At 52.1% G+C, this 24,911-nt stretch carries 23 protein-coding genes; 4 read left to right on the forward strand and 19 right to left on the reverse strand.

What is annotated here, in order from left to right; all coding sequences use genetic code 11:
* Positions 1–118: 118 nt before the first annotated feature.
* The 7 genes from argD to J1785_RS21470 form a co-directional block, all read right to left on the reverse strand.
* Positions 119–1,336, reverse strand: coding sequence for a bifunctional acetylornithine/succinyldiaminopimelate transaminase (gene argD / locus J1785_RS21440; protein ID WP_217220624.1), 1,218 nt, complete (start codon positions 1,334–1,336; stop codon positions 119–121).
* A gap of 122 nt (positions 1,337–1,458) precedes the next feature.
* Entirely contained in the window at positions 1,459–2,034 is a 576-nt protein-coding gene (locus J1785_RS21445; RefSeq protein ID WP_129953774.1) for an aminodeoxychorismate synthase component II, read from the reverse strand.
* 76 nt (positions 2,035–2,110) lie between these two features.
* The gene (locus J1785_RS21450; protein WP_129991447.1) at positions 2,111–2,713 is read right to left on the reverse strand and encodes a putative adenosine monophosphate-protein transferase Fic; all 603 of its coding nucleotides are present in this window, start codon (positions 2,711–2,713) and stop codon (positions 2,111–2,113) included.
* Complete coding sequence (locus J1785_RS21455; protein WP_238483318.1) at positions 2,703–2,876, reverse strand: YhfG family protein; 174 nt, start codon at positions 2,874–2,876, stop codon at positions 2,703–2,705. Before J1785_RS21455 ends, J1785_RS21450 begins: the two co-directional genes overlap by 11 nt.
* Before the next feature lie 94 nt (positions 2,877–2,970).
* Entirely contained in the window at positions 2,971–4,176 is a 1,206-nt protein-coding gene (locus J1785_RS21460) for an aldose 1-epimerase family protein (protein ID WP_129953776.1), read from the reverse strand.
* 304 nt (positions 4,177–4,480) lie between these two features.
* Positions 4,481–5,047: a peptidylprolyl isomerase A gene (ppiA, locus tag J1785_RS21465; RefSeq protein ID WP_217220626.1), complete on the reverse strand. Its 567-nt coding sequence runs from the start codon at positions 5,045–5,047 to the stop codon at positions 4,481–4,483.
* A 145-nt stretch (positions 5,048–5,192) separates the two neighbouring features.
* Positions 5,193–6,476 (reverse strand): cytosine deaminase, encoded by a 1,284-nt coding sequence (locus tag J1785_RS21470; RefSeq protein WP_217220628.1) that lies wholly within the window; start codon positions 6,474–6,476, stop codon positions 5,193–5,195.
* 222 nt (positions 6,477–6,698) lie between these two features.
* On the opposite strand from J1785_RS21470, the gene nirB reads away from it, so the two are divergent.
* From nirB to cysG, 3 genes are all read left to right on the forward strand, one after another.
* The gene (gene nirB / locus J1785_RS21475; RefSeq protein WP_129991449.1) at positions 6,699–9,251 is read left to right on the forward strand and encodes a nitrite reductase large subunit NirB; all 2,553 of its coding nucleotides are present in this window, start codon (positions 6,699–6,701) and stop codon (positions 9,249–9,251) included.
* Positions 9,248–9,598 carry a nitrite reductase small subunit NirD gene (gene nirD / locus J1785_RS21480; protein WP_217220631.1) on the forward strand — a complete coding sequence of 117 codons (351 nt, stop codon included), beginning with the start codon at positions 9,248–9,250 and terminating at the stop codon, positions 9,596–9,598. The genes nirB and nirD overlap by 4 nt, the downstream gene beginning before the upstream one ends.
* 75 nt (positions 9,599–9,673) lie before the next feature.
* Positions 9,674–11,068 (forward strand): siroheme synthase CysG, encoded by a 1,395-nt coding sequence (cysG, locus tag J1785_RS21485; RefSeq protein WP_217220633.1) that lies wholly within the window; start codon positions 9,674–9,676, stop codon positions 11,066–11,068.
* Positions 11,069–11,146: 78 nt separating this feature from the next.
* Here the strand turns inward: cysG and trpS are convergent, their stop codons facing one another.
* From trpS to pilM, 11 genes are all read right to left on the reverse strand, one after another.
* Positions 11,147–12,163: a tryptophan--tRNA ligase gene (trpS, locus tag J1785_RS21490; RefSeq protein WP_129953782.1), complete on the reverse strand. Its 1,017-nt coding sequence runs from the start codon at positions 12,161–12,163 to the stop codon at positions 11,147–11,149.
* A 1-nt stretch (position 12,164) separates the two neighbouring features.
* Positions 12,165–12,863 carry a phosphoglycolate phosphatase gene (locus J1785_RS21495; protein WP_217220634.1) on the reverse strand — a complete coding sequence of 233 codons (699 nt, stop codon included), beginning with the start codon at positions 12,861–12,863 and terminating at the stop codon, positions 12,165–12,167.
* Positions 12,856–13,533 (reverse strand): ribulose-phosphate 3-epimerase, encoded by a 678-nt coding sequence (rpe, locus tag J1785_RS21500; RefSeq protein ID WP_129953784.1) that lies wholly within the window; start codon positions 13,531–13,533, stop codon positions 12,856–12,858. The genes J1785_RS21495 and rpe overlap by 8 nt, the downstream gene beginning before the upstream one ends.
* 50 nt (positions 13,534–13,583) lie before the next feature.
* A complete protein-coding gene (dam, locus tag J1785_RS21505; protein ID WP_129953785.1) occupies positions 13,584–14,399 on the reverse strand; it encodes an adenine-specific DNA-methyltransferase in 816 nt (271 codons plus the stop codon).
* An 80-nt stretch (positions 14,400–14,479) separates the two neighbouring features.
* Positions 14,480–15,529, reverse strand: a complete 1,050-nt coding sequence (locus tag J1785_RS21510; protein WP_129991450.1) for an SPOR domain-containing protein — start codon at positions 15,527–15,529, stop codon at positions 14,480–14,482.
* Positions 15,530–15,656: 127 nt separating this feature from the next.
* A complete protein-coding gene (aroB, locus tag J1785_RS21515) occupies positions 15,657–16,739 on the reverse strand; it encodes a 3-dehydroquinate synthase (RefSeq protein WP_129953787.1) in 1,083 nt (360 codons plus the stop codon).
* A gap of 57 nt (positions 16,740–16,796) precedes the next feature.
* Positions 16,797–17,318: a shikimate kinase AroK gene (gene aroK / locus J1785_RS21520; protein WP_014333540.1), complete on the reverse strand. Its 522-nt coding sequence runs from the start codon at positions 17,316–17,318 to the stop codon at positions 16,797–16,799.
* Between the two features lie 348 nt (positions 17,319–17,666).
* A complete protein-coding gene (gene hofQ / locus J1785_RS21525) occupies positions 17,667–18,929 on the reverse strand; it encodes a DNA uptake porin HofQ (protein ID WP_217220635.1) in 1,263 nt (420 codons plus the stop codon).
* Positions 18,929–19,789 carry a DNA utilization family protein gene (locus J1785_RS21530; protein WP_217220641.1) on the reverse strand — a complete coding sequence of 287 codons (861 nt, stop codon included), beginning with the start codon at positions 19,787–19,789 and terminating at the stop codon, positions 18,929–18,931. The genes hofQ and J1785_RS21530 overlap by 1 nt, the downstream gene beginning before the upstream one ends.
* Positions 19,786–20,349 carry a PilN domain-containing protein gene (locus tag J1785_RS21535; RefSeq protein ID WP_129953790.1) on the reverse strand — a complete coding sequence of 188 codons (564 nt, stop codon included), beginning with the start codon at positions 20,347–20,349 and terminating at the stop codon, positions 19,786–19,788. Before J1785_RS21535 ends, J1785_RS21530 begins: the two co-directional genes overlap by 4 nt.
* A complete protein-coding gene (pilM, locus tag J1785_RS21540; RefSeq protein WP_129953791.1) occupies positions 20,349–21,188 on the reverse strand; it encodes a pilus assembly protein PilM in 840 nt (279 codons plus the stop codon). The genes J1785_RS21535 and pilM overlap by 1 nt, the downstream gene beginning before the upstream one ends.
* A 121-nt stretch (positions 21,189–21,309) precedes the next feature.
* Between pilM and mrcA the strand changes: the two genes are divergently transcribed.
* Entirely contained in the window at positions 21,310–23,865 is a 2,556-nt protein-coding gene (gene mrcA, locus J1785_RS21545; RefSeq protein WP_217138454.1) for a peptidoglycan glycosyltransferase/peptidoglycan DD-transpeptidase MrcA, read from the forward strand.
* Positions 23,866–23,938: 73 nt separating this feature from the next.
* Here the strand turns inward: mrcA and nudE are convergent, their stop codons facing one another.
* Positions 23,939–24,496, reverse strand: a complete 558-nt coding sequence (nudE, locus tag J1785_RS21550) for an ADP compounds hydrolase NudE (protein WP_129953793.1) — start codon at positions 24,494–24,496, stop codon at positions 23,939–23,941.
* Between the last annotated feature and the right edge of the window lie 415 nt (positions 24,497–24,911).

Below are 24,911 nucleotides of genomic sequence, written 5' to 3' on the forward strand. Positions count from 1 at the left end.
ACCAAAGAGGGCTCGTCATAGCCCTCTTGGTCGGTTTCGGCGCGAGAGGCCATGTGATAAATGTTAGTGAGAAACCGAAATTTTCTCGATCAAGCGTTTAAAGACGGGGCCGTGGGGATCACCCCCCACAAACTTTCCCCACCGCCTTCTCAAACCTTTCCATCCCTTCGCTGATGTCAGCGAAATCAATCACCAGTGAAGGCGCAAACCGCATCACGTTTGGTCCGGCGACCAGCATCATCAGCCCGGCTTCTGCGGCGGCGGCATGGAATTCTCCGGCACGGTTTTTATACGCATCGGCAAGCTCGGCGCCGATCAGCAGCCCCTGACCACGGAACTCGTTGAAGATGTGATATTTCTGATTGATGGCATCCAGCGCGCTGATGAATTTCTCGCGGCGTTCGTTGATGCCAGCCAGTACGTCAGGTGTATTGATGATATCCAGCGCAGCTTCAGCCACCGCACAGGCCAGCGGGTTGCCGCCGTAGGTGGTGCCGTGTTTGCCCGGCTCCATAACGGAAGCCACTTCTTCAGTTGCCAGCATGGCACTGACCGGGAAACCGCCGCCGAGCGCTTTGGCTGTGGTCAGAATATCGGGCGTCACGCCGTAGTGCATATAGCTGAACAGCTTGCCGCTGCGTCCCATACCGCTTTGTACTTCATCCAGAACCAGCAGCGCCTGATGTTTGTCACAAAGCTCGCGCAGGCCTTGCAGAAACGCCTGGGTAGCGGGGGTAACGCCGCCCTCCCCCTGCACCGGCTCAACCACAATGGCGCAGGTGTGGTCGTCGATCACCGCCTTTACGGCATCCAGATCGTTGAATGGCACATGCACAATGTCAGCGGGTTTCGGGCCGAAGCCGTCGGAGTATTTCGGCTGGCCACCCACGGAAACCGTGAACAACGTGCGACCATGGAAGGCGTTATGGAAAGCGATGATCTTACTTTTGTACGGGCTGTGACGGTGTGAAGCATAGTAACGCGCCAGTTTAAAAGCCGCTTCGTTGGCTTCAGCGCCGGAGTTAGCGAAAAATACACGGTCGGCAAAAGTGGCATCGATCAGCTTCTGCGCCAGTCGCAGGGCGGGTTCATTGGTAAATACATTACTGACATGCCAGAGGGTTTCGCCCTGCTCATGCAACGCTTTCACCAGTGTCGGATGGCAATGCCCGAGCGCTGTCACAGCAATGCCCCCTGCGAAATCAACATATTCATTCCCTTGCTGATCCCAGACGCGACTGCCTTTACCTTTCACCGGAATGAATTTCGCCGGTGAATAAACCGGTAAAATGACTTTATCAAATGTACCCCGATCTACCGCTGATTTTTCTGACATTACTCGTCTCCCCGCTGCCATTAATATGAAAATATAATCACAAAATATGCATAAAAAATCACAGACAGGCAAACGAAAATCGCACCCGAGGCGGAAGTAATTTTTTCAGCAATATTAACTGATTAGATTTTAAGGAAATTATCCAGAAGCTGGTGCCCCTGCTCGCTCAGAATGCTTTCAGGATGAAACTGAACGCCATGCAGGGGCAAGGTTTTGTGCATGATGCCCATAATGTCGTCGCGATCACCACTACGTTCTGTCCATGCCGTGACCTCAAAACAGTCGGGCAGCGTCTGTGGCGCAACCACCAGAGAATGGTAGCGCGTCACGGTCAGCGGATTATTCAGCCCGGTAAAGACGCTTCTGCCGGTATGGCGGACAGGTGAGGTTTTGCCGTGAATGGCCTGCCGCGCACGGACGATTTTCGCGCCGAACGCCTGCGCCATCGCCTGATGCCCGAGGCAAACGCCAAGAATCGGTAAACGGTGGGAGAAATGGACAATGGCGGGCAGGGATATGCCCGCCTGATCAGGCGTACACGGGCCCGGAGAAATCACCAGATGTGAAGGAGAAAGTTGTTCAATGTCGGAGAGGGTAAGCTGATCGTTACGCATTACTTTCACTTCTGCGCCCAGCTCGCAAAAATATTGATAGAGGTTGTAGGTGAAGGAATCGTAATTGTCGATCAGCAGCAGCATAGTATACCCGGTAAAAGTCGGAGAATTTACCGGGCAATTCTACGCATTTTTCAGCGCGGGCTCAGTATTTTGTCGCTTAATGTTCTTCCGGGATTTCACTGACAACGGTATTAAAAATTGCCACCAACCCTGATTCATCACCAAATACCGCTGTTTTATTGGCTGCCAGCCAGCTTTCCCGATCCACTTTAGACCAGTCAATGTCGTAACCAGCATGAATGACCAGTTGCTCGATAAAAATGCGCAGCGCACGACCATTCCCTGTGCGGAACGGATGCAGCAAATTCAGCCCGGTATAATAATGAGCCAGTCGCTCAGCAAGATTATCCAGCGGTAAGCCGATCAGAAATTTCTCCTCTTCCAGTTCCTGCATCAGCGCATTGCCCTCTTTTTCAATGTATTCGAAATGGCAAAACGGCGTGTCATCCTTATAAATATCAATCTCACGGAACTCGCCTGCCCAGGTATAAATATCCTGGAACAAGGACAGATGCACCGCACACAGATGCGGCAATCCCATCACTGAAGGCCCAAGCGGCATCGCTGACGCGCGCAGGGCAGTAAACGCCAGTTCAGCCTGCAACAGCCGATGCTCTTCACGTATTTCCAGCCGGTTTTTGAGCACATTGATGCCGGGATAATAATAAGGGTCGGCACCGGCCACGAGTTTATCGTTCATAGTGCTTCCTCAGTTCGGTGAGACGTTGTGAAATTTGTTCGTTGTCTAACGTGATAACCTCAACCTGCAAACCATCAAGCGCACTGCTGGCCTGAAAGTTCTGCCGCTGACGTCCGCGAAAAAGTTTTTCCTGCTGCCTGAGTGTCAGTTTCTTCGCCATCATTTCCTCCCTGGGTACAGCTATTCGGGTATATACCTGGTGGAGTTAAGTATAGACAGAGAAAAAAGGGCGCCAGCCTCAGCGCCCTAAACTCGGATTATTCAACAGCGATAGGGGTCTCGTTCACGTCTGTTTTATGATCTGCCTGAAGTGTTTTCACCCGATCCTCAAGCTGTTTCACCGCCTGCGCATCCGGCAGAAGTGAATATTTCAACTCAAAGACCGTGCTCTGGCCGGGTTGCAGTTGTTTCACGCGGCCTTGTTTACGTTCGATAGTCACCGGATAGGCATAGTTAGTACCCGGTTCGATACCCGTAACGTAACCCTGCTTCAGGGTGTCGGTATTTTTCCACAGCGTCAGCAGCGGCAACTGATGGGTATCGAATTCAATCGATGCGCCCTTGTTCCCCGCTTTGTTCACTACGCCGGCAATCGTTTTACCCTGCGCATCCGCCAGCGGCACCATGTTAAAGACCATCTCATCAAAGCCTTTGGTCGGCCCGGCGTAAGTCTGCCAGTCTGCTAAACCTTTTTTGGCGTAATCATTGAACGGAGAGATTGATTTCAGCGGCGCAATGAAACGGGCACCCTGCTCAAGGATCGGCTGACCGAAATTACTGTGATAAATAATCTGATAGTCGTGCGGATAATCCGACTGGTTAGTCAGGGTGTCGTGAATAGTCCACGAATGGCTACCCGGCACGTAACGCAGTTCAGTCCAGGTTTCCAGCTTGGCTTTCTTAAAGGTATCTTCTTTCAGCAAGCCACGCACTGTGATTTCATGAGGGGCTTTATCGGCGATCTCAACCACCACTTTCGAGGCGGGTGTATTGCCTGCCCGGCCGTGCAACGTATAAATCATGCCGTCGGCAGTAACAGGATGTCCGGTCCATTCAAAGCCGCAACGCACCATCATTTCGTTGAAACCTTCCAGCCAGCCCACGCCGTTACGGCTTTCAAGATTGATGTACGCAGGATTGACCACTTCCTGAACCGGAGAATCCCAGCCTAAGCGAATGTTATCGCCGGTCACGTGCAATAAATCCATCCCGCGCGTCGGGCTGAGAGCGATGGTCAGTCCCTTGCTGGTAATGGTAATAACTTTTGACCCTTCCTGTTTGCCACCGTGTAACACTTTTTGTTCGATGCTGAAATCGGTTCCCGCAATGTTCAGCTTTTTGCTATCAGTCTTCCAGTTTCCCAGTTCTGTACCGGCTTCAGCATCCGTCAGCACGATAGTTTGTGCAGCAGCTTGCCACGAAAAAAGCCCCAGAACGATCCCGGTTGCGAGTAATTTTTTCACAATAACCCCTTTTTGCTGAATTGATTTAGCCCAAAAGCAATTCAGCCTACAAACTCCGTCAGGCGAAAAATGTGACAGCCTTCAAGTTGAGCGTTTTTGAGGCTAAATGGCAGATGGTAACGTGCCCGGCTTCGCAAAAATTGTTTGGTTGAGGGAAAATTTGCACATGAAATTGAGATCTGAAACAAGAATGAAGGTTCATAAGCTGATGCGTTTCAGCTTAAGCGTGTTAGCAGACAGGCAATAAAAAGCCCCCGGAACCGGAGGCTTAGAAAAACAGTATTCTGGAAGAAAGGCTGAGAAATTAAGGCAGCACTTTCGCAGACAGGATCACAATCGGCGTCGTCGGCACGTTCTGATAAGGCCCGACATTATTGGTTTTGACCTGAGACATTTTGTCTACCACATCCATCCCTTTGATGACTTTACCGAATACGGCATAGCCGAAATCACGCTGACCGTGATCGAGGAAGGCGTTATCTGCCACATTGATGAAGAACTGGCTGGTCGCGCTGTCTTTATCGGCAGTACGCGCCATGGCGATGGTGCCGCGCAGGTTGCGCAGGCCGTTATCCGCTTCGTTCCTGATGGGCTCTTTGGTCGCTTTCTGCTGCATGTCAGCCGTAAAACCGCCCCCCTGAACCATGAAACCTGGGATCACGCGATGAAAAATGGTGTTGTTGTAATAGCCGCTCTGGGCGTAATCAACGAAATTCTTTACAGAAACCGGTGCCTTCGCACTGTCGAGTTCCAGTTCGATATTCCCTGCTGAAGTGGTCAGCATGACGTGGGTTTGAGCGGCCGCAAGAACGGGCGACATTGCAGTCAGGGATAGCAGCGCAGTGAGGGCCACTAAAGTACGTTTAAACATGACAGTTCCTTTCTCCAGAATACAAACAACAGATCTTACTGATTCTAAAGAGCCTTTACGCTCAGCGCCAGACCTTTACTTTTATTTACGCTTGAGAATAAATATTCTAATTATTTCAAAATATTACACCCTGTTTTTAACGGTCTTAACTGTTGAAATCTACAGGGTAATCTTCATGAAGATGGATGACCGTTTTTGCGAGCTGTGTTTGCGCGATCAGTACCCCTTCGCGCACGGAATATTGTACCGGCGTCTGGCGGCGTACGGCATCAAAACCACTTTGCGCCGGCAGGATCACCAGGCTGGCAGCATTGCCGCTTTCAAGACCATAACCTTCCAGATTCATAGTCCGGGCGCTGCAGGTGGTGATGAGCTTCAGCCCGTCATCAATTTGCTGATATCCCATTAACTGGCAGACATGCAGCCCCATATGCAGTACCTGCAACATATTCGCGGTACCAAGCGGATACCACGGGTCAAACACATCATCATGACCGAAACAGACGTTAATCCCGGCTTCCAGCATTTCTTTCACACGCGTAATACCGCGACGTTTCGGATAGGTATCAAACCGCCCCTGCAGGTGGATATTCACCAGCGGATTGGCGACAAAGTTGATGCCAGACATTTTCAGCAGGCGAAATAAACGCGACGTATACGCACCGTTATAGGAATGCATCGCCGTGGTATGGCTGGCGGTGACGCGCGCGCCCATGTTTTCACGCAAGGCCAGCGCGGCCACGGTTTCGACAAAACGCGACTGCTCATCGTCAATTTCGTCGCAATGCACGTCGATAAGCGCATTGTATTTTTTCGCCAGTCCGAAGGTTTTGTGCAGCGATTCCACACCGTATTCGCGGGTGAATTCGAAATGCGGAATAGCGCCTACCACATCCGCGCCCAGCCTCAGCGCTTCTTCCAGCAAGGCCTCACCGTTCGGGTACGACATGATGCCTTCCTGCGGAAACGCCACAATTTGCAGCGTGATCCACGGCGCGACTTCGGCTTTCACTTCCAGCATGGCTTTGAGCGCCGTCAGCGTCGGATCCGACACATCCACATGGGTGCGCACATGCTGAATGCCATTGGCAATCTGCCACTTCAGGGTTTGCCATGCGCGCTGTTTGACGTCTTCATGCGACAACAGCGCCTTGCGTTCAGCCCAGCGTTCAATGCCTTCGAATAACGTACCGGACTGATTCCACGCTGGCTGACCGGCAGTCTGGGTGGTATCGAGATGGATATGCGGTTCGATAAAAGGGGGGATTGCCAGCCCGCCTTCAGCATCAAGGATATGTTTGCCGTAATCGGCATTGTCCAACTGGGGGACAATCTGGCGGATCACGGTGTCGTCGATGTCTATCTGCCATAGCCCTTCACGGCCAGGCAACCTGACATTTTTAACGGTACGCAAAAGAGTTTTCTTCACGCATTACCTCACCATTTTTAGAAAGACTGTGTTGTGGTTTTTTAAGAGCCAATCCTAGAACAATAGCCTGAAAGTGTTTATAAATCGAAAGGTTACACAAAAACCCAATGAAATCAGTCAAATACCCCCTAAGGAGTATATTGGGATCGGCTTGATTTGCATCAATACCCCCTGTTACGCGCGGGTTATGTTTAGCCTCAGAAAATCAATATTGAGGCAATTATGAGCAAAGTCAGAATCGCGATGATTGGCAACGGCATGGTCGGCCATCGCTTTATCGAAGATTTACTGGATAAAGCAGAACCGGATCAGTTCGATATCACGGTGTTTTGTGAAGAGCCGCGCGTGGCCTATGACCGCGTCCATCTTTCCTCTTATTTTTCCCACCATACTGCGGAAGAGCTTTCACTGGTTCGCGAAGGATTTTACGAAAAGCATCATGTTAATGTGCTGATTGGCGAAAGGGCAATTACGCTCAACCGCAGTGAAAAAGTCATTCACTCCAGCAGCGGTCGCACGGTGTATTACGACAAACTGATTATTGCTACCGGCTCCTATCCGTGGGTGCCGCCGATTACCGGTTCTGATGGTCAGGATTGCTTCGTTTACCGCACCATTGAAGACTTACATGCCATCGAGGCCTGTGCCCGTCGCAGTAAACGCGGTGCGGTGGTCGGGGGCGGTTTGCTCGGCCTCGAAGCAGCCGGGGCACTGAAAAACCTTGGCGTAGAAACGCACGTTGTCGAATTTGCGCCTGGCCTGATGGCGGAACAGCTTGATACACAGGGTGGCAGCCAGCTTCGTCAGAAAATCGAAAGCATGGGCGTACGCGTTCATACCGCCAAAAATACGCGCCAGATTGTTCAGGGCGGCAGTGCTGCCCGTAAAACAATGGAATTTGCCGACGGTACTTTCCTCGAAGTCGATTTCATCGTGTTCTCCACCGGTATCCGACCGCAGGACAAACTGGCACGTCAGTGCGATCTGCAGATCGCCCCGCGCGGCGGCATCGTGATTAATGATCAGTGCCAGACCAGTGACCCGGACGTCTATGCCATCGGCGAATGTGCCTCGTGGAATCAGCGGACTTTTGGACTGGTCGCGCCGGGTTACAAAATGGCGCAGGTCACCGCCGACCATTTGCTTGGTCGCGATAACGCTTTCACGGGTGCCGACATGAGCGCCAAACTGAAACTGTTAGGCGTCGATGTGGCCGGTATCGGCGACGCCCATGCCCGTACGCCAGGCGCGCGCAGCTATGTCTATCTGGATGAAACCAAAGCATTGTATAAACGCCTGGTCGTCAGCGAAGATAATAAAACGCTGCTTGGCGCAGTGCTGGTCGGCGACACCAGTGATTACGGCAATCTGCTGCAACGGGTACTGAACAGTATTCCTTTGCCGGAAAATCCGGATGCGCTGATCCTGCCCGCTCATGCAGGCAGTGGCGGCGCAGTGATGGGCACTGATGCCCTGCCGGAAAGCGCACAAATCTGTTCGTGTTTTGACGTCACCAAAGGCGATATCATCAAAGCAGTTCAGGGTGGCTGTCTTACCGTGGCGGCGCTGAAATCAGCAACGAAAGCTGGCACTGGCTGTGGCGGCTGTATTCCGCTGGTGACGCAGATACTGAATGCCGAACTCAGCAAACAAGGCATCGAAGTTAACCATCATCTTTGCGAACACTTCGCGTATTCGCGGCAGGAGCTTTATCACCTGATCCGCGTTGAAGGCATCCGCTCATTCAACGATTTGCTGAATAAATACGGCAAAGGCTACGGCTGTGAAGTCTGTAAACCAACCGTCGGCTCGCTGCTGGCCTCCTGCTGGAATGATTACGTGCTGAAATCGCAGCACACACCGTTGCAGGACACCAATGATGTGTTTCTCGCCAACATGCAAAAAGACGGCACCTATTCCGTTATACCGCGTTCGCCGGGTGGTGAAATCACGCCGCAAGGCTTGCAGGCAATAGGTGAAATCGCGGCTGAGTACAATCTCTACACTAAGATTACCGGTTCACAGCGTATCGGCATGTTCGGCGCGCAAAAAGACGATTTACCGGCCATCTGGCAGAAACTGATCAGTGCCGGATTCGAAACCGGTCAGGCGTACGCCAAAGCCCTGCGCATGGCGAAAACCTGCGTTGGCAGCACCTGGTGCCGTTATGGTGTGGGCGACAGCCTCGGTTTCGGCATCAGCCTGGAAAACCGCTACAAAGGCATCCGTACCCCGCATAAAATGAAATTCGGCGTATCCGGCTGTACCCGTGAATGCTCTGAAGCACAGGGCAAAGATGTCGGGATTATCGCGACAGAAAACGGCTGGAATCTTTATGTCTGCGGCAACGGTGGCATGAAACCACGGCACGGTGATTTACTGGCCGCCGATCTGGATAATGACACCCTGCTGCGTTATCTCGACCGTTTCATGATGTTCTACATCCGCACCGCCGATAAGCTGCAACGCACCTCGGTCTGGATGGATAACCTCGAAGGCGGTATCGGCTACCTGCGCAAAGTCATCATCGATAACAAACTGGGGCTTAACGATCAACTGGAAGCCGAACTGGCACGCCTGCGTGAATCGGCCGTTTGCGAGTGGCAGGAAACCCTGAACGACCCGGCTGCGCAAACCCGCTTCAGCCATTTTATCAACAGCAGCCAGCGTGACCCGAACGTGCAGTTTGTCGGTGAGCGTCAGCAGCATCGTCCGGCGCGTCCCGACGAGCGTATTCCGGTGAGACAAATCGCCGGCGGGGAGGAAGTATTATGAACCAGTGGTTAACACTTTGTTCCGTCGACCAGATCTTACCCGCCTGCGGTGTATGCGCGCTGGCAGGCGATCAGCAGGTTGCGCTATTCCGTCCTTACGCTGATGAGCAGATTTTTGCCCTGTCGAACATTGACCCGTTTGCACAGGCCAGCGTGCTGTCACGGGGGATTATCGCAGAACATCAGGGCGAGCTGTGGGTCGCCAGTCCGCTAAAAAAACAGCATTTTCGTCTGACCGACGGAGTCTGCATGGAAGACGAACAGTATTCAGTTCCGGCTTACGAGGTCCGTGTACAGAACGGCAATGTGGAAATCAATACCGCCAGCCTTCGGTCTGTAGCCGGCTAAACTGCACGCCTTCCACGCCGCCTCCGGGCGGCGTTATTATCTGTTCCGCCACATCAGTTTGATAGAGAAGCGTCCATGGATTATTTGCCCCTCTTTTGTCAGTTAAAAAACAGAGCCTGTTTACTGGTTGGTGCCGGTGATGTTGCTGAACGTAAAGCGCGTCTGCTGCTGGAAGCTGGCGCAGAACTGACGGTGAATGCCCTCACCTTTACGCCGCAATTTCAGATGTGGGCAGACGAAGGTAAAGTCCGCCTGTTACGCGGTGAATTCTCACCACTGCTGGTGGATGAAAAATGGCTGGTGGTCGCCGCGACCAATTCCGACCTGGTAAATCAGGAAGTCAGCGAAGCCGCAGATCACCGGCGCGTGTTCTGTAACGTGGTCGATGCACCGGAAAGTGCCAGCGTGATTATGCCGTCAATCATTGACCGTTCTCCGCTGATGATCGCCGTGTCTTCCGGCGGCAATGCGCCGGTGCTGGCGCGTTTACTGCGCGAACGTCTGGAGTCCATTCTGCCGCAGCATCTGGGCAAACTGGCGCAGATTTCGGGCGGATTGCGGGCGCGGGTCAAGACATGCTTCCCTGATGCCTCCGAGCGCCGTCGCTGGTGGGAAAAACTGTTTAACCATCATCGCCTGGCGCAGTCGCTGGCGAATAATGACACTGCGCAATCCCATGAATATCTTGAAGCATTATTCCATGAACCCGTGGATAAACATGGCGAGGTCATTCTGGTCGGTGCCGGACCGGGCGATGCCGGATTACTGACACTCAAAGGCTTGCAGCAAATGCAACTGGCCGATGTGGTGGTTTACGACCGTCTGGTTTCCGACAGTGTGCTGAATCTGGTTCGTCGTGACGCAGAGCGGATTTTCGTGGGCAAGTGCGCGGGACATCATTGTGTACCGCAGGAAAGCATCAATAAAATCCTGCTGGAACAGGCCCAGATGGGCAAACGCGTTGTCCGGCTGAAAGGGGGCGATCCCTTTATCTTTGGTCGTGGTGGCGAAGAACTGGAAGCGCTGAAAGCCGCAGGCATCGCATTTTCCGTGGTGCCGGGCATCACGGCGGCCTCCGGTTGCTCCGCTTACAGTGGCATTCCGCTGACCCACCGCGACCATGCACAAAGCGTGCGGCTGATCACCGGTCATGCGAAGCAGGACGGCATTGTGGACTGGGCCTGCATGGCGCAAAGCCAGCAAACGCTGGTGTTTTATATGGGGCTCACGCAGGCCGGAGAGATTCAGCGCCGTCTGCTGGAAAATGGTCTGGCTGCAGAAACACCTGTCGCACTGGTAGAAAATGGCACCAGCCAGCAACAGCGGGTGGTGACAGGGACGCTCACAGAGCTCGATAAGCTGGCGAAAGAGGTGCACAGTCCCAGTCTGATTATTGTCGGCAGCGTGGTGAGCTTACGTCAGAAACTTAACTGGTTTGCCAGCGAAACCGTGGTGGTACAACAGAATTGAGCACACCGCTTTCCTGAGGTCTTAAAGCAAAAAACCACGTCCGCAGACGTGGTTTTGATTTAACAATCGAAGTAGAAATTATGGAAGCGTGACGAAGCCAATCGCTTCATAAGCTTTCTTCAGTGTCACGCTTGCACGGGCGCGGGCTTTCTCAGCGCCCTCTTTCATTACCTGTTGCAGATAAGCCTCGTCGCTGCGGAAACGGTTAAAACGTTCCTGCACGTCGGTCAGCATGCCTGAAACCGCTTCGGCAACCGCACCTTTCAGATGACCATACATCTGGCCTTCGAATTCCGCTTCCAGCTCCGGAATGCCTTTGCCGGTCACACCGGAAAGAATATCCAGCAGGTTAGAAACACCCGGCTTGTTTTTAATATCGTAACGGATGACAGGCGGCTCTTCAGAATCCGTCATCGCGCTTTTAATCTTCTTGGTCACCGCTTTTGGATCTTCCAGCAGGCCGATCACGTTTTTACGGTTGTCATCCGACTTAGACATCTTCTTGGTCGGTTCCTGCAATGACATAACCCGCGCACCGGATTTCGGAATAAACGGCTCCGGCACAGTAAATACATCGCCATACAACGCGTTGAAACGGCTGGCAATATCTCGGCTGAGTTCCAGGTGCTGTTTCTGATCTTCACCGACCGGTACCTGATGGGTCTGGTACAGCAAAATATCCGCCGCCATCAATACCGGATAATCGAACAGACCAGCGGTAATGCTTTCGCTGTTGGATGTCTCATAGCGCGCAGATTTATCTTTGAACTGCGTCATACGGCCCAGCTCACCGAAATAGGTATAGCAGTTCAGCGCCCAGCTTAGCTGGGTATGTTCAGGAACATGAGACTGCACGAAGACAGTACTTTTCTTCGGATCAATACCGACCGCCAGATACAGCGCCAGCGTATCGAGGGTTGCTTTACGCAACTTCTCCGCATCCTGACGTACGGTGATCGCGTGCAAATCGACGATACAGTAAATGCATTCGTAATCGTCCTGCATTTTGACCCATTGACGCAGCGCACCCATGTAGTTGCCAATGGTCAATTCGCCGGAGGGCTGTGCGCCACTAAATACGATGGGTTTACTCATTTTATGCTTCCTGATCTTTTAAAGATGACAGCCCTAACGTGGGCAAAAGGTCGGCGAAATTATCCAGTACGCGATCGGGTTTGGTCAGCGCGATAGTTTCACCGTAGTTATAGCCATAAGTCATGCCCACACACGGACAGCCAGCGGCTTGTGCAGCGTGAATATCATTGCGGGAATCCCCCACAAAGACCATTTCACTGGCACGCAATCCAAGCAGTGCCAGCGTCATATAGACCGGCGCCGGATGCGGTTTTTTCGCCACGACATCATCACCGCCAATCACGACCGTGAAATAGCTGTCGATGCCTAACGATTGCAGTAAAGGCGCAATGAAAGGCGTCGGTTTGTTGGTCACCAGCCCCATGGGCATGCCTGTGGCTGCCAATGCTGCCAGCGTCTCTTTGACTTGTGGGTATAAGCGGCTGCCACCTGCGGCGGTATCGGCATAATAATGATCAAATTTATCGCGCACCGTCTGCAGGAAAGCTGGCGATAAATCGCCTCCGGCCCAGCGGACGGCACGTTCTACCATGACATCAGCGCCATTGCCAATCCAGGTACTAAGACGCTCAACGCCTGCGGCAGGTAAACTGAAATCACGCAGCGCCATATCCATCGCTTCGGTGAGACCTGGCGCGCTATCGACCAGCGTACCGTCGAGATCAAAACCTAAACCGCGCGCCTCAAGGAGCTCAGACATGCGAGACCTTAGCCAGTTCACTGCGCATATGGTCGATCACCGTACGGTAATCCGGCTGATTAAAGATAGCGGAACCGGCGACAAACATATCTGCACCCGCTGCGGCGATTTCACCGATATTTTCGGCCTTCACTCCGCCATCAACTTCCAGACGAATGTCATAACCGCTGGCGTCAATGATCTTGCGAACCTGACGCAGTTTATCCAGTGTGCCCGGAATAAACGACTGACCTCCGAAGCCTGGATTCACCGACATCAGCAGGATCACGTCGAGTTTATCCATCACGTATTCGAGATAGCTCAGGGAGGTCGCCGGGTTAAACACCAGACCAGCTTTACAGCCATGGCTTTTAATCAGCTGCAGTGAGCGGTCAACATGTTCAGACGCTTCGGGATGGAAGGTAATGTAAGAGGCACCGGCTTCGGCAAAATCCGGGATCAGGCGATCAACCGGTTTAACCATCAGATGAACATCAATAGGTGCGGTAATGCCGTAGTTACGCAACGATTTAAGAATGGCTGGCCCCATCGTCAGATTGGGAACGTAGTGGTTATCCATCACATCAAAATGGACAACATCTCCGCCCGCTTCCAGGGCTTTGGCTGTATCTTCACCCAGACGGGCAAAATCAGCAGACAGAATGGACGGTGCAATCAAAAACTGTTTCATCCGCTTCTCCAAACGATAGGTTTACCCGATGATCACCGGCTGACCGGCCATCAGCGATATAGCGCTAAAAGTTCATTCACCATGCTGCGCTGGGCAACTTTACTGCTGATAGTACGGCGCGCTGACACACGGTGCAGCTGTTTCGCCTGAGCGTACCATTCCAGCGTCAGAGGTGTTTCGTGGTTGGAAATCAGCACCGGCACATCGTTCTCATTAGAAAGCTGATACGCCAGACGAGCCAGGTTGCGCTGATCATCCATGCTAAAACTGTTGGTGTGGTACGCCGTAAAATTTGCTGTCGCAGAAAGCGGGGCATAAGGCGGATCACAATAAACCACCGAGCCAGACTGTGCTTTCAGCAAGGTGTCCTGGTAATGCTCACAAACAAATACCGCATGCTTCGCTTTTTCAGCAAACCAGTAGAGTTCTTCTTCAGGGAAATACGGCTTTTTATAACGCCCGAAAGGCACATTAAACGCGCCACTGAGATTATAACGACACAGGCCGTTGTAACAATGGCGGTTAAGATAGAGGAAAAGTACCGAACGACGATAAATATCGCTGCTGGCATTAAACTCAGCCCTCAGGACGTAAAAACGATCTGATTCGTTAAACTCTGGCGTGAACAGCACACGTGCATCACGCACGAATTCTTCAGTGCGTGTCTTCACAATGTTGTAGAGATTGATCAGGTCGTTGTTGATATCCGCCAGAATATAAGCGTCATACTCGGTATTCAAAAATACCGAGCCCGCGCCAACAAAAGGCTCAATCAGACAATCTCCCACCGGAAGATGACGTTTGATGTCATCAATCAGCGGGTATTTGCCGCCAGCCCACTTCAAAAACGCGCGGTTCTTCTTCATGCCGTCAGTTAGCTACTTATACAATTCACAGCCGCGGATTGTATCCTGTTTTTAGACAGCAAATCGCGTTGAGATCAGTTTCATTTTTTCAGGTCTTGCTGTACCTGATGTACAGGTTTGACCCACGGTTTTTTAGCCTGAACTTCCGCAGGCAGACTGGAAATAGCACGTTTGGCCTCTGCAGAAGAAGCATAGTTACCACTTACCAGTACAAACCACGGCTTCCCTTCGCGGGCGGTCTGATAAACCAAATAATTTTTCAGGCCCTGCTGTTTTGCAAACGCATTCAGTGTATTGGACTGAGAAGCACCGCTCAGTTGCAGGGTAAAGTGCGTACCTGGTGCAGACTTAATGCCCGACATGCTACCAGAAGCTGCGGCCGGTGCAGATGCAACCGGAGCAGATGATGCAGTGGACTTCGTTACCGGCGTTTTCGCTGTATGCGATGCCGTAGCGGCTGTTTTATGCTCAGCAGGCTTCGAAGTATGAGCAGGTTGCGCATTTCGCGAAGCTTGCGCAGGGCGTGTATGAGTGGCTGACGGCTGAGAACCTGCCGGGGCCTGAGTACGTGCAGAACCATTAACGGTTGCGGGTGCGGTCGGCAAAGAAGTCAGTGACTGAGCTGCGGGTGCCATGCTGCCTTGTGCCACACCATCGACCTGATTTTGCTGAGAAGAGAGCGCATCACTCATATCACCCGGCAAATCGACACGTTCTTTCGCCTGACCATTATCCGGAACAGGCTGAGCTTCGGTTGGTGTCGGGGAAACTGGCGGTAAACCGATACTCTTCGGTTGCTGGCCATCGGCTGGCTGCTGACCGTCTATGGCTTGCGCTGTATTGGCCTGAGCCTGAGCAGAAGGCTGAGCAGGTGCCGCCGCATCATTACCCGCGAGACTAATGTCTTTCGGACCATTGTTCTGCTGAGCAGGCTGGCTGGAGGAAGATGACTTCATGGCAGAGCCGATACCGACAATCAGCAATACCAGCACCACAATACCGATGCCGATCATCACGTACTGACGGGATACCGCAACTTTTGGAATGGAAGGAGACGGTTTGCGCGCGCGCGGTGGGCGGCGATCGCTGGTGTCTGGTTTGAGATCGTCTTCCGGTGTTAAATCATCCATCTAAAACCTCCAACCCGGCAAAAGCCTCAAGAGGCTTTACGCGGAGCAACTATCCTGACTAAAAATATAAAGCTTTGCTGGCAAACGTAAAATCGATCGTTATGTGGCCACCATGATGACCACTGTCTTAACGGCAATCTTCAATCGAAGCCAGCACCATTTCATGCGATACGCCGGAGCGTACTTCCGACTGACCTATTGCTTTCGGCAAAACCAGACGCAGCTCGCCAGCCAGTACTTTCTTATCACGCATCATGTGCGGCAGATAGGACTGCGCCTCCATAACTTCAGGGCCGGTCACAGGTAAACCCGCACGGGTCAGCAAAGTTTTTACCCGGGCTATGTCACCCAGACTGAACTGCCCAAGGCGATGGGCCGTATAACAGGCCATCACCATACCGGCTGCCACAGCTTCGCCATGCAACCAGTTACCGTAACCCATTTCGGCTTCAATAGCATGGCCGTAAGTATGGCCCAGATTCAGCAAGGCGCGCATGCCGTTTTCACGTTCATCGGCGGCCACAACCTCGGCTTTCAGCTCGCAGCAACGGCGGATGCAATACGCCAGCGCATTCATATCCAGCGCCAGTAAAGCTTCCATGTTGTCTTCAAGCCAGACAAAGAAATCAGCATCCAGAATAATGCCGTATTTGATAACTTCTGCGAGACCCGAAGACATTTCACGGGCAGGCAGCGTTCGCAGACAGTCGAGATCAACCACTACCGACGCAGGCTGATAAAACGCGCCGATCATGTTTTTTCCGAGTGGATGGTTTACCGCCGTTTTACCGCCAACGGAGGAGTCAACCTGAGAAAGCAGCGTGGTTGGCACCTGAACAAAGCGCACACCGCGCTGATAACTGGCTGCAGCGAAGCCGGTTAAATCACCGACGACGCCACCACCAAGGGCGATCAGAGTCGTATCACGTCCGTGCGGCTTTTTGAGCAACGCGGAGAACACATCATTGAGAACAGTCAGGGATTTGTATTGTTCACCATCAGGCAAAATAACCTGATCAACACGAACGCCTGCCTGCTCCAGCACTGAACGAATAGCGTCCAGATAGAGAGGGGCCAGGGTTTCGTTGGTCACTATCATGACCTGATCGCCTGCCTTTACCGGCATAAAAGAAGCCGGATCGTGGAACAATCCGGCAGCAATCGTAATGGGGTAGCTACGCTCCCCTAACGTTACGGTAATCCTCTCCATGTCGTGCTCTGTGACCTTCTTTAACTGACACCCTCAGGCAATGATGAACACCAATAATCAGTTACTTTCCAGCATATTGATAATCTGGTTGGCAACGACTTTGGCACTTTGATCATCGGTACGAATAGTGACGTCGGCAATCTCTTCATACAAAGGATTGCGTTCTCTCGCCAGTGCTTCAAGCACTTCACGTGGCGGAGCACTCACTTGTAATAATGGACGTTTTTTGTCGCGTTGTGTACGCGCCAGTTGTTTTTCGATAGTAGTTTCAAGATAGACGACAACGCCACGCGCTGACAAACGGTTACGGGTTTCACGTGATTTCACGGAACCGCCACCAGTCGCCAGAACAATGCCTTGTTTTTCGGTCAGTTCGTTGATCACTTTTTCTTCGCGGTCGCGGAATCCGTCTTCGCCTTCCAAATCAAATACCCAGCCCACATCAGCTCCGGTACGTCGCTCAATTTCGTGATCGGAGTCAAAAAACTCCATATTGAGTTGCTGAGCTAACTGTCGACCAATAGTGCTTTTGCCGGCACCCATAGGCCCAACCAGAAAGATATTGCGTTTCTCTGCCATGTTTTTCGGTATTACTAAGACAATTCGTTGATGATAACCCGCCCCGCCAATCAAATTAGCGGCGGGACCTAAACTGAAACCTCATGAGCGATATAGTGCGAGATCAGAAAAAAATTATCTCAACACTCTTGGTAGTTTGGCAACCGAATAAATCACTTTGCACGCCGCAGGAGGGAAACCGTACGTTTTTATCGGCGTGTCTGTCGTAATAAAAAGATCACGGTGCTCAATTCGGTAACCCTTGTAAGCTAAATCGACGGCAGCGTCAAACTCAGAAGCCTCTTGCGACACAAAAAGTTGCATACGCTCAACGTTATTGTGCAATTTACAGAGCGTCAGAATGCCCTTTTAACGGGTAAGGATTAAGGTCGGGGTGATGAAAATCACCAACTCACGCCGCTGTTCATGGGTGTACTGGTGTTTAAACAAGGAACCGACCCCGGGAAGGTCGCCGAGGACAGGCACTTTTGTGTCCGTTTTTTGGTTTTTACGCTGAAATATCCCGCCAAGCACGATAGTTTCTCCGTCTTTTACCGTAACCTGAGTTTTGATTTCCTGCTTATCAATCGCCAGCGCCTCACCTTCGGACTGCTTAATGCTCCGGCCCGGCATGTTCTGGCTAATCTGCAATGCCAGCTGGATACGACCGTCACGCTGAATTTTCGGCGTAACCTCCATTCCCAGCACCGCTTCTTTGAATTCAATCGACGTGCTGCCACTCGCCCCGCTGGAAACCTGATACGGGATTTCCGTACCCTGTTTAATGCTGGCAGTCTGCATGTGCGCCGTCAGCAACCGCGGGCTGGCGATAATATCGACCTTGTCTTCCTGCTCAAGCGCCGTCAGTTCAAGCTCAAGGATCCGCCCGCTGATATGTGCAAGATTAAAACCCGCAGTAAATATCGGATTTTCGACCGGCATGCCCATACTAAAATTATTCATACGCACGGCTTTTGTAATGGGTTCCTCACCGGTAAACCCCCAGCGCACACCCAGTTCGCGCAGGCTTTCACTGTTCATTGTGACTATATGTGCTGCCAGTTGAACCTGCTGAAGAGGTAAATCCATTTCCTTTATCCAGGGTGCCACAACATCCAGCGCAGCCTGCGTGTCACGTAATAAGAGTGTATTGGTGCGGGGATCTGCAGAGGCATTACCTTTTGGAGATAACAGCGAGCCTTTCTGCGCGTTCAGGCTAAGCGCCGTCTCTTTCGCATCTGCGTATTGCAGAGGAACGGTAAGGCTGATCAGCGGGCTGTGGAGCGCCTGCTGGTCGGCTGCCTCTTTCAACCGCTGTTGTACAACCTGCGGATCTTGTTCAGGCGACACAATTAAAACGTTGCCCTGCAACTGGCTGGTGAGATGGTTCATTTGCAGAATAATGTCGAGCGCCTGCTGCCACGGCACTTCTTTGAGTTTCACACTCATCTGCCCTTCAAGACCCGGTGCAGTGATCAGATTCAGTTGCCGGAAATCTGCCAGCGCCTGTAATACCAAACCGACCGGAGAGGACTGAAACTCCAGCGAAATCAACGGTGGTACATCAGCTTTCACCGGGCTGAGGTATAAACACAGCAAACACAGTACAATCCGCTTAGTCACGTATTTCATTATTTCCCTTTCCCTGGAGAATCCTTGCCTTTACCCAGCCTGATAATCTGACGCAGTGCACCGCAACGCGCATCACTGAGGCTGAGTTCAACCTGCGAACTGCTGAGTGCTTCAACCGTCCATTGCGGCACTCCAAATTGCGTACCCGTTTCGACTTTACTCCAGCGCCCTTGCGGTGAAAGCAGCCAGCCATAACGCTCCCCGCCGGCATCTGAAATCCCGCTAAGGCGCCATTCAGATACCGTAGAAAAATCAGCACAGGACGGCGTCTGTGGCACACTAAACGGATCACGTACGACATTCGGCGCGACGGCAGCGGTAAAAAATCCTGCCGCTGACGTGGTTTGAGTCAGTAACACTGAGGCTTTCATCCCGGCATCACCGGTGGTGTGTAAATTCAGCTCGCTGAATGCAGGCTGCCCGGGACGTTGCATCAGCGCATAAAGAAAATCCATCAGTCCGGCAAAAGTCACCTGCAATTGCAATTCACCCTGTGGTTCTTGTTTCGGTTGCAAAACTGGCTTCCAGCGAATCAGTACGGCCTGAGCGTCTTTCAGCGGTTGGGAAAACGCTTGCTCAAGCGGCAGGATTTCGTGTTGCAATGTCACATTGCCGGCCAGTTCCTGCTCCAGGCTTTCCAACGGAACCCTGAGCATCAACGCCCTCTGAGCCTGGGAAAGGGTCTGCCGTGCGGTGTAAATCTCCCGTTTCAGTGTGTCGTGTTGCTGCCATAACCCGCGCAATACAAGCTGATACAGCGTCAAAGCCAGAATGAGCAGACATGCAGTCAGCATGCACACCCGCTGCCAGCCGGGTTTTTCCATCAGCGGATCAATATGCTCTGCCAGTAAACCGGTCATTGCACTACTCCCGGCGCAGGCAGGGCTTTTTCAGGGCGAAACTGCGTTTTCATCACGAAACTCAAGTTATTATTGGGTTGCTGCTGTACATCAGAAAGACTGACTTTACTGAGCAACTCTCCTGCTGACAGCATTTCGCTCAATGCCACAATGTCGTGATATATCCGCCCTTCGCCTTTTAACGTCATCATTCCCTGATGCTCCGTCAGCTCCGTCAGCCAGAGTTCTTCGGGCATCTCTGACGCGAGTAACACCAGCAATTGCAGATAATCCCGGCTCCGTTGCACACGCTGGTGGCTTAAAAGACGCGATTCAGCCAGAACCTTTACCTGTTCCGATGCTGCCTCCACACGACGCTGACGGAGCGTAATCTTTTGAATATCTGAATGTAACGCTGACAGTTTCACCTGTAACAGCGCCCGTTCCTGCACCAGAAAAGTGGCCAGAAGCAAAGCACCGGCCACAACAGAGACAGGAACAGAAATAAAAATTTTCAGCCAGAAACGCATCAGCTTTTGACGGCGCAACTTTCGCCACGGTAATAAATTGACCTGTAGCATCAGTTATCTGCCTGCCGGATAGCCAGCCCGACGGCAGGCGCGAATGCACCGGGATTTGCCGGCAAAGGCGCGGACAATTGCACGATCGCGCTTAATGGCGACCAGCATTGCATTACCGCAGAGGACGATTCACCGCTGTAATAGTCCTCCGCATGGCATAACGCAGCCGCGCGATACTGTGTGCGAATCTTCTGAGAGACCGTGTTTTCAGCGCCGGCCTCTGCATAATCCAGCATGCCAAACTGGAACGGCAAACTGTGCGGCGAAGCCCAGAGAAAGAGATCATCAAGGGGATGGATCAGCAATGCATCACCCGGAACGCCTGCAGCACAGGCCGCCATCTGAAGGGCGCAGGGAGTCAGCTCAATAGTGTCCGGGAACAACCGGGCCTGCGCCATGCAGTGCATCCACTGTTCGATTTCCTGCTGCCTTGCCGCCGTAACCACCAACTGATTATCGCCCTGCGGGTCAGCCCGGTAGTCCATCACCAGATGCTCCATAGCCAGAGGAAACTGTTTTGCCGCGTTAGCGAAGATAAACGCACTGCGCTGCGGCTCACCCAAACGGGCATCGGGCGCGGCCATGCGTTGTTGCATAATACGTTGCGCAGGAAGGCTGATTCGTAATGAAAAAGACGTCGGCAGCGTTTTTCGCCAGCACGATAAAATGGCGATCAGCGGCGCGCTCTCATGTAATATCCCCTCCCGCAATGTGAAAGGAGGCAAAGGATGTTGCCACCAGTGACGTAATTGCCAGCCATGACGCCGCCGCTGAACGGCGATCGCACGGGCAAAACCGGCTTGAATATCCAGACCTACCTGCCATGCTTGTAGTCGCATTTTCGCCCAATCTCCATATCGTCAGGTAAATAAAAGAACGTATCCATGTTGCTGGCTTGCCTTTATACTACCGCGCGGTTGTTTATAAACTGCCCAATTGACACTTAATGGGAAATCTCAGGTGAAGTTCGTAAAGTATTTATTGATTCTTGCAGTGTGTTGCATTTTGCTGGGAGCCGCCTCGATCTTCGGTTTGTATAAATATATCGAGCCTCAGTTACCCGACGTCGCCACGCTTAAAGACGTGCGCTTGCAAACACCGATGCAGGTTTTCAGTGCCGAGGGTGATTTAATTGCCCAGTATGGTGAAAAGCGCCGTATCCCACTGAAACTCGACCAGATCCCACCGGAACTGGTGCATGCGTTTATCGCGACTGAAGACAGTCGCTTCTATGAACATCATGGTGTGGATCCGATCGGTATTTTCCGTGCGGCTTCCGTTGCGATGATGTCAGGCCACGCCTCACAGGGCGCGAGCACCATTACCCAGCAGTTGGCTCGTAACTTTTTCCTGAGCCCTGAACGCACGCTGACCCGTAAAATTAAGGAAGCATTTCTGGCCATCCGCATTGAGCAGATGATGTCCAAAGATGAAATCCTCGAGCTGTATCTGAATAAAATTTATCTCGGTTATCGTGCTTATGGCGTCGGTGCCGCTGCACAGGTTTACTTTGGTAAAGATGTCAGCCAGCTAACGCTCAGTGAAATGGCAGTGATTGCCGGGCTGCCCAAAGCACCGTCAACCTTCAACCCGCTGTATTCGCATGACCGTTCTCTGGCCCGTCGCAATACCGTACTGGCACGTATGCTGGATGAGAAATACATCACGCAGGCCCAGTATGATCAGGCGCGTGCTGAGCCGTTGGTCGCCAATTATCATGCTCCGCATATCGAGTTTTCGGCGCCGTATCTGACCGAAATGGTGCGTCAGGAAATGGTGAAACGTTATGGCGACAACGCTTATAACGATGGCTATATGGTTTACACCACCATTACCAAAAAAACCCAGCTTGCTGCCCAGGAAGCCCTGCGTACCAACGTGCTTAATTACGATATGCGCCACGGTTATCGCGGTCCGTCAAATCAGCTATGGAAAGTAGGTGAACCGGCGTGGGATCAGAACAAGATTGTCCAGTCGCTGAAAACGCTGCCGGTATATGGTCCGCTGTTCCCGGCCGTTATCACCGCAACGGATGATGCTCAGGCCACGGCGACGATGTCGAACCGCGCGGTTATCAGCCTGCCGTTCAGCGGCATGCGCTGGGCGCGACCTTATCGTAATGACAATGCTCAGGGCCCGACCCCGAAAAAAGTCACTGACGTGGTACGTCCGGGTCAGCAAGTTTGGGTACGTAAAGTGGGTGATGACTGGTGGCTGGCGCAGGTGCCTGATGTCAACTCAGCCATTGTTTCGCTCAATCCAAACGACGGTGCCATTGAAGCGCTGGTTGGCGGGTTTGACTTCAACCAGAGCAAGTTTAACCGCGCCAACCAGGCGGTTCGCCAGCTCGGTTCTAACATCAAGCCTTTCCTGTACACAGCAGCAATGGACAAAGGTCTGACCCTGGCGACCATCCTGAATGACATGCCAATTACCCGCTGGGATGCCGGTGCCGGTACTGACTGGCGTCCGAAGAACTCACCGCCAACGTATTACGGTCCGATTCGTCTGCGTCAGGGGCTGGGTGAATCCAAGAACGTGGTCATGGTACGTGCTATGCGTGCGATGGGAGTGGATTACGCAGCTGAATATTTGCAGCGTTTTGGCTTCCCGGCTGCGAACATTGTTCATTCCGAATCACTGGCGTTAGGTTCTGCTTCATTCACCCCGTTGCAGGTTGTACGCGGTTACGCCACCTTGACCAACGGCGGTTATCTGGTTGACCCGTATTTCATCACCAAAATTGTGGATGAATCCGGTCAGGTGCAGTTTGAAGCCAAGCCTAAAATCGCCTGTCGTACCTGTAATATTCCCGTTATTTATGGTGATACGCAGAAATCTGCCGTACTGTCGGATGACAATGTAGAAAACGTTGCCACATCCACCACCAATAATAATACCAGTGTGCCAACGCCACAGCTTGAGCAGGTTCCACCGAACTCGCCGCAGGTTGATGCCGCACAGCAATACGCGCCACATGTGATCAGCACACCGCTGTCATTCCTGATCAGTGATGCGTTGAACTCCAACATCTTCGGCGAGCCCGGCTGGATGGGAACAGGCTGGCGCGCAGGACGTGACCTGAAACGTCACGATATTGGTGGCAAAACCGGTACAACCAACAGCTCGAAAGATGCCTGGTTCTCCGGATATGGCCCTGACGTGGTGACCTCAGTCTGGATTGGCTTTGACGATCACCGTCGTGATTTGGGTCGCTCAACGGCTTCCGGTGTGATTACGGATCAAATCTCCGGTGCCGAGGGCGGCGCGAAAAGTGCTCAGCCGGCCTGGGATGATTACATGAAAGCCGTGCTGGAGGGCGTGCCGGAACAGCCGCAGACCCCGCCTCCTGGTATTGTGACGGTGACTATCGATAAGAGTACCGGTAAGCTTTCTGACGGCGGTGGCAACAGTCGCCCTGAATACTTTATCGACGGGACGCAGCCGACAGAACATGCTGTGCATGAAGTCGGGACAACCATCATGGATAACGGTCAGGAACACGAACTGTTCTGATGCCTGAGCTGTAAAGCAAAAAGCCGGTCTGCGAAATGCATGACCGGCTTTTTTAATAGTGTTTACCGCGGGATCAGCGGGCGTTACGCATCAAAAAATCATGCGCCAGGAATAATGCACTCACGTTGCGGGCTTCGCAAAAATCCGGATGCTGCAGCAATTCCATCATACGTGACACTGGCCAGCGAGTTTGTGGCAAAGGTTCCGGTTCATCACCTTCCAGACTTTTCATATACAAATCTTTGGCAATGACGATATTCATGCGGCTTGAGAAGTAAGAAGGCGCCATGGTCAGTTTTGCCAGCACATCAAAGTGCCGCGCGCCATGCCCCACTTCTTCCATCAGTTCACGGTTCGCCGCCTCAAGTACGCTTTCACCCGGGTCGATCAGTCCTTTGGGGAAACCCAGCTCGTAGCTTTCAATGCCTACGGCATATTCCTGAATTAACAGCAGTTCATCATCAATGATCGGCACAATCATCACTGCTTCACGATCGGAAGGACGCATGCGTTCATACACGCGTTCGACGCCGTTGCTGAATGTCAGATCAACAGATTCGATGGTGAATAATCGCGAACGGGCTACGGTTTCCACCTTCGTAATTTTCGGTTTTTGCAGGTGTTGTGTCATCTTATCCCCAACTTATTATTCACCTGACCAGAGGTGTTCTAATGGGTTCGTTTGTCTGTTCAAAGGCCACTAACGGTAGTCATTGTGCGTTAATGAACGCCAGCATCGCAATCTTTACTGAAAAACTGTCTTTGTCCCGTGTATTTTTCGGACAAAATATCATTAAAAAATCACCGTTATTCGCGCAAAAAAACACGTTACCTCATGGCTGTCACATTTTTGCTTTAACAAAAACACTCTCACTTCAAAATAGGATTATACCGATACCCGCCGATTCCCAAATGCAGGTATTCTCTAGCATGGTATTTTTATGCACACGATTCAGGCAAACAATAATAAAATTCCTATCAAAAAGGCGTTCATGCGCAAAATGTGCATTTCGTTTATGTATAATACTTTCACAGAGTTGACGTAA

It is taken from the genome of Rahnella perminowiae (assembly GCF_019049755.1).
GTDB lineage: Bacteria > Pseudomonadota > Gammaproteobacteria > Enterobacterales > Enterobacteriaceae > Rahnella > Rahnella perminowiae.

Excerpts from the sequence above, each read along its gene's own strand:
- argD (WP_217220624.1), bottom strand. The coding sequence starts at position 1,336 with ATGTCAGAAAAATCAGCGGTAGATCGGGGTACATTTGATAAAGTCATT.
- J1785_RS21445 (WP_129953774.1), bottom strand. The coding sequence starts at position 2,034 with ATGCTGCTGCTGATCGACAATTACGATTCCTTCACCTACAACCTCTAT.
- J1785_RS21450 (WP_129991447.1), bottom strand. The coding sequence starts at position 2,713 with ATGAACGATAAACTCGTGGCCGGTGCCGACCCTTATTATTATCCCGGC.
- J1785_RS21455 (WP_238483318.1), bottom strand. The coding sequence starts at position 2,876 with ATGATGGCGAAGAAACTGACACTCAGGCAGCAGGAAAAACTTTTTCGC.
- ppiA (WP_217220626.1), bottom strand. The coding sequence starts at position 5,047 with ATGTTTAAACGTACTTTAGTGGCCCTCACTGCGCTGCTATCCCTGACT.
- nirB (WP_129991449.1), top strand. The coding sequence starts at position 6,699 with ATGAGCAAAGTCAGAATCGCGATGATTGGCAACGGCATGGTCGGCCAT.
- nirD (WP_217220631.1), top strand. The coding sequence starts at position 9,248 with ATGAACCAGTGGTTAACACTTTGTTCCGTCGACCAGATCTTACCCGCC.
- cysG (WP_217220633.1), top strand. The coding sequence starts at position 9,674 with ATGGATTATTTGCCCCTCTTTTGTCAGTTAAAAAACAGAGCCTGTTTA.
- trpS (WP_129953782.1), bottom strand. The coding sequence starts at position 12,163 with ATGAGTAAACCCATCGTATTTAGTGGCGCACAGCCCTCCGGCGAATTG.
- J1785_RS21495 (WP_217220634.1), bottom strand. The coding sequence starts at position 12,863 with ATGTCTGAGCTCCTTGAGGCGCGCGGTTTAGGTTTTGATCTCGACGGT.
- rpe (WP_129953784.1), bottom strand. The coding sequence starts at position 13,533 with ATGAAACAGTTTTTGATTGCACCGTCCATTCTGTCTGCTGATTTTGCC.
- dam (WP_129953785.1), bottom strand. The coding sequence starts at position 14,399 with ATGAAGAAGAACCGCGCGTTTTTGAAGTGGGCTGGCGGCAAATACCCG.
- J1785_RS21510 (WP_129991450.1), bottom strand. The coding sequence starts at position 15,529 with ATGGATGATTTAACACCGGAAGACGATCTCAAACCAGACACCAGCGAT.
- aroB (WP_129953787.1), bottom strand. The coding sequence starts at position 16,739 with ATGGAGAGGATTACCGTAACGTTAGGGGAGCGTAGCTACCCCATTACG.
- aroK (WP_014333540.1), bottom strand. The coding sequence starts at position 17,318 with ATGGCAGAGAAACGCAATATCTTTCTGGTTGGGCCTATGGGTGCCGGC.
- hofQ (WP_217220635.1), bottom strand. The coding sequence starts at position 18,929 with ATGAAATACGTGACTAAGCGGATTGTACTGTGTTTGCTGTGTTTATAC.
- J1785_RS21530 (WP_217220641.1), bottom strand. The coding sequence starts at position 19,789 with ATGACCGGTTTACTGGCAGAGCATATTGATCCGCTGATGGAAAAACCC.
- J1785_RS21535 (WP_129953790.1), bottom strand. The coding sequence starts at position 20,349 with ATGCTACAGGTCAATTTATTACCGTGGCGAAAGTTGCGCCGTCAAAAG.
- pilM (WP_129953791.1), bottom strand. The coding sequence starts at position 21,188 with ATGCGACTACAAGCATGGCAGGTAGGTCTGGATATTCAAGCCGGTTTT.
- nudE (WP_129953793.1), bottom strand. The coding sequence starts at position 24,496 with ATGACACAACACCTGCAAAAACCGAAAATTACGAAGGTGGAAACCGTA.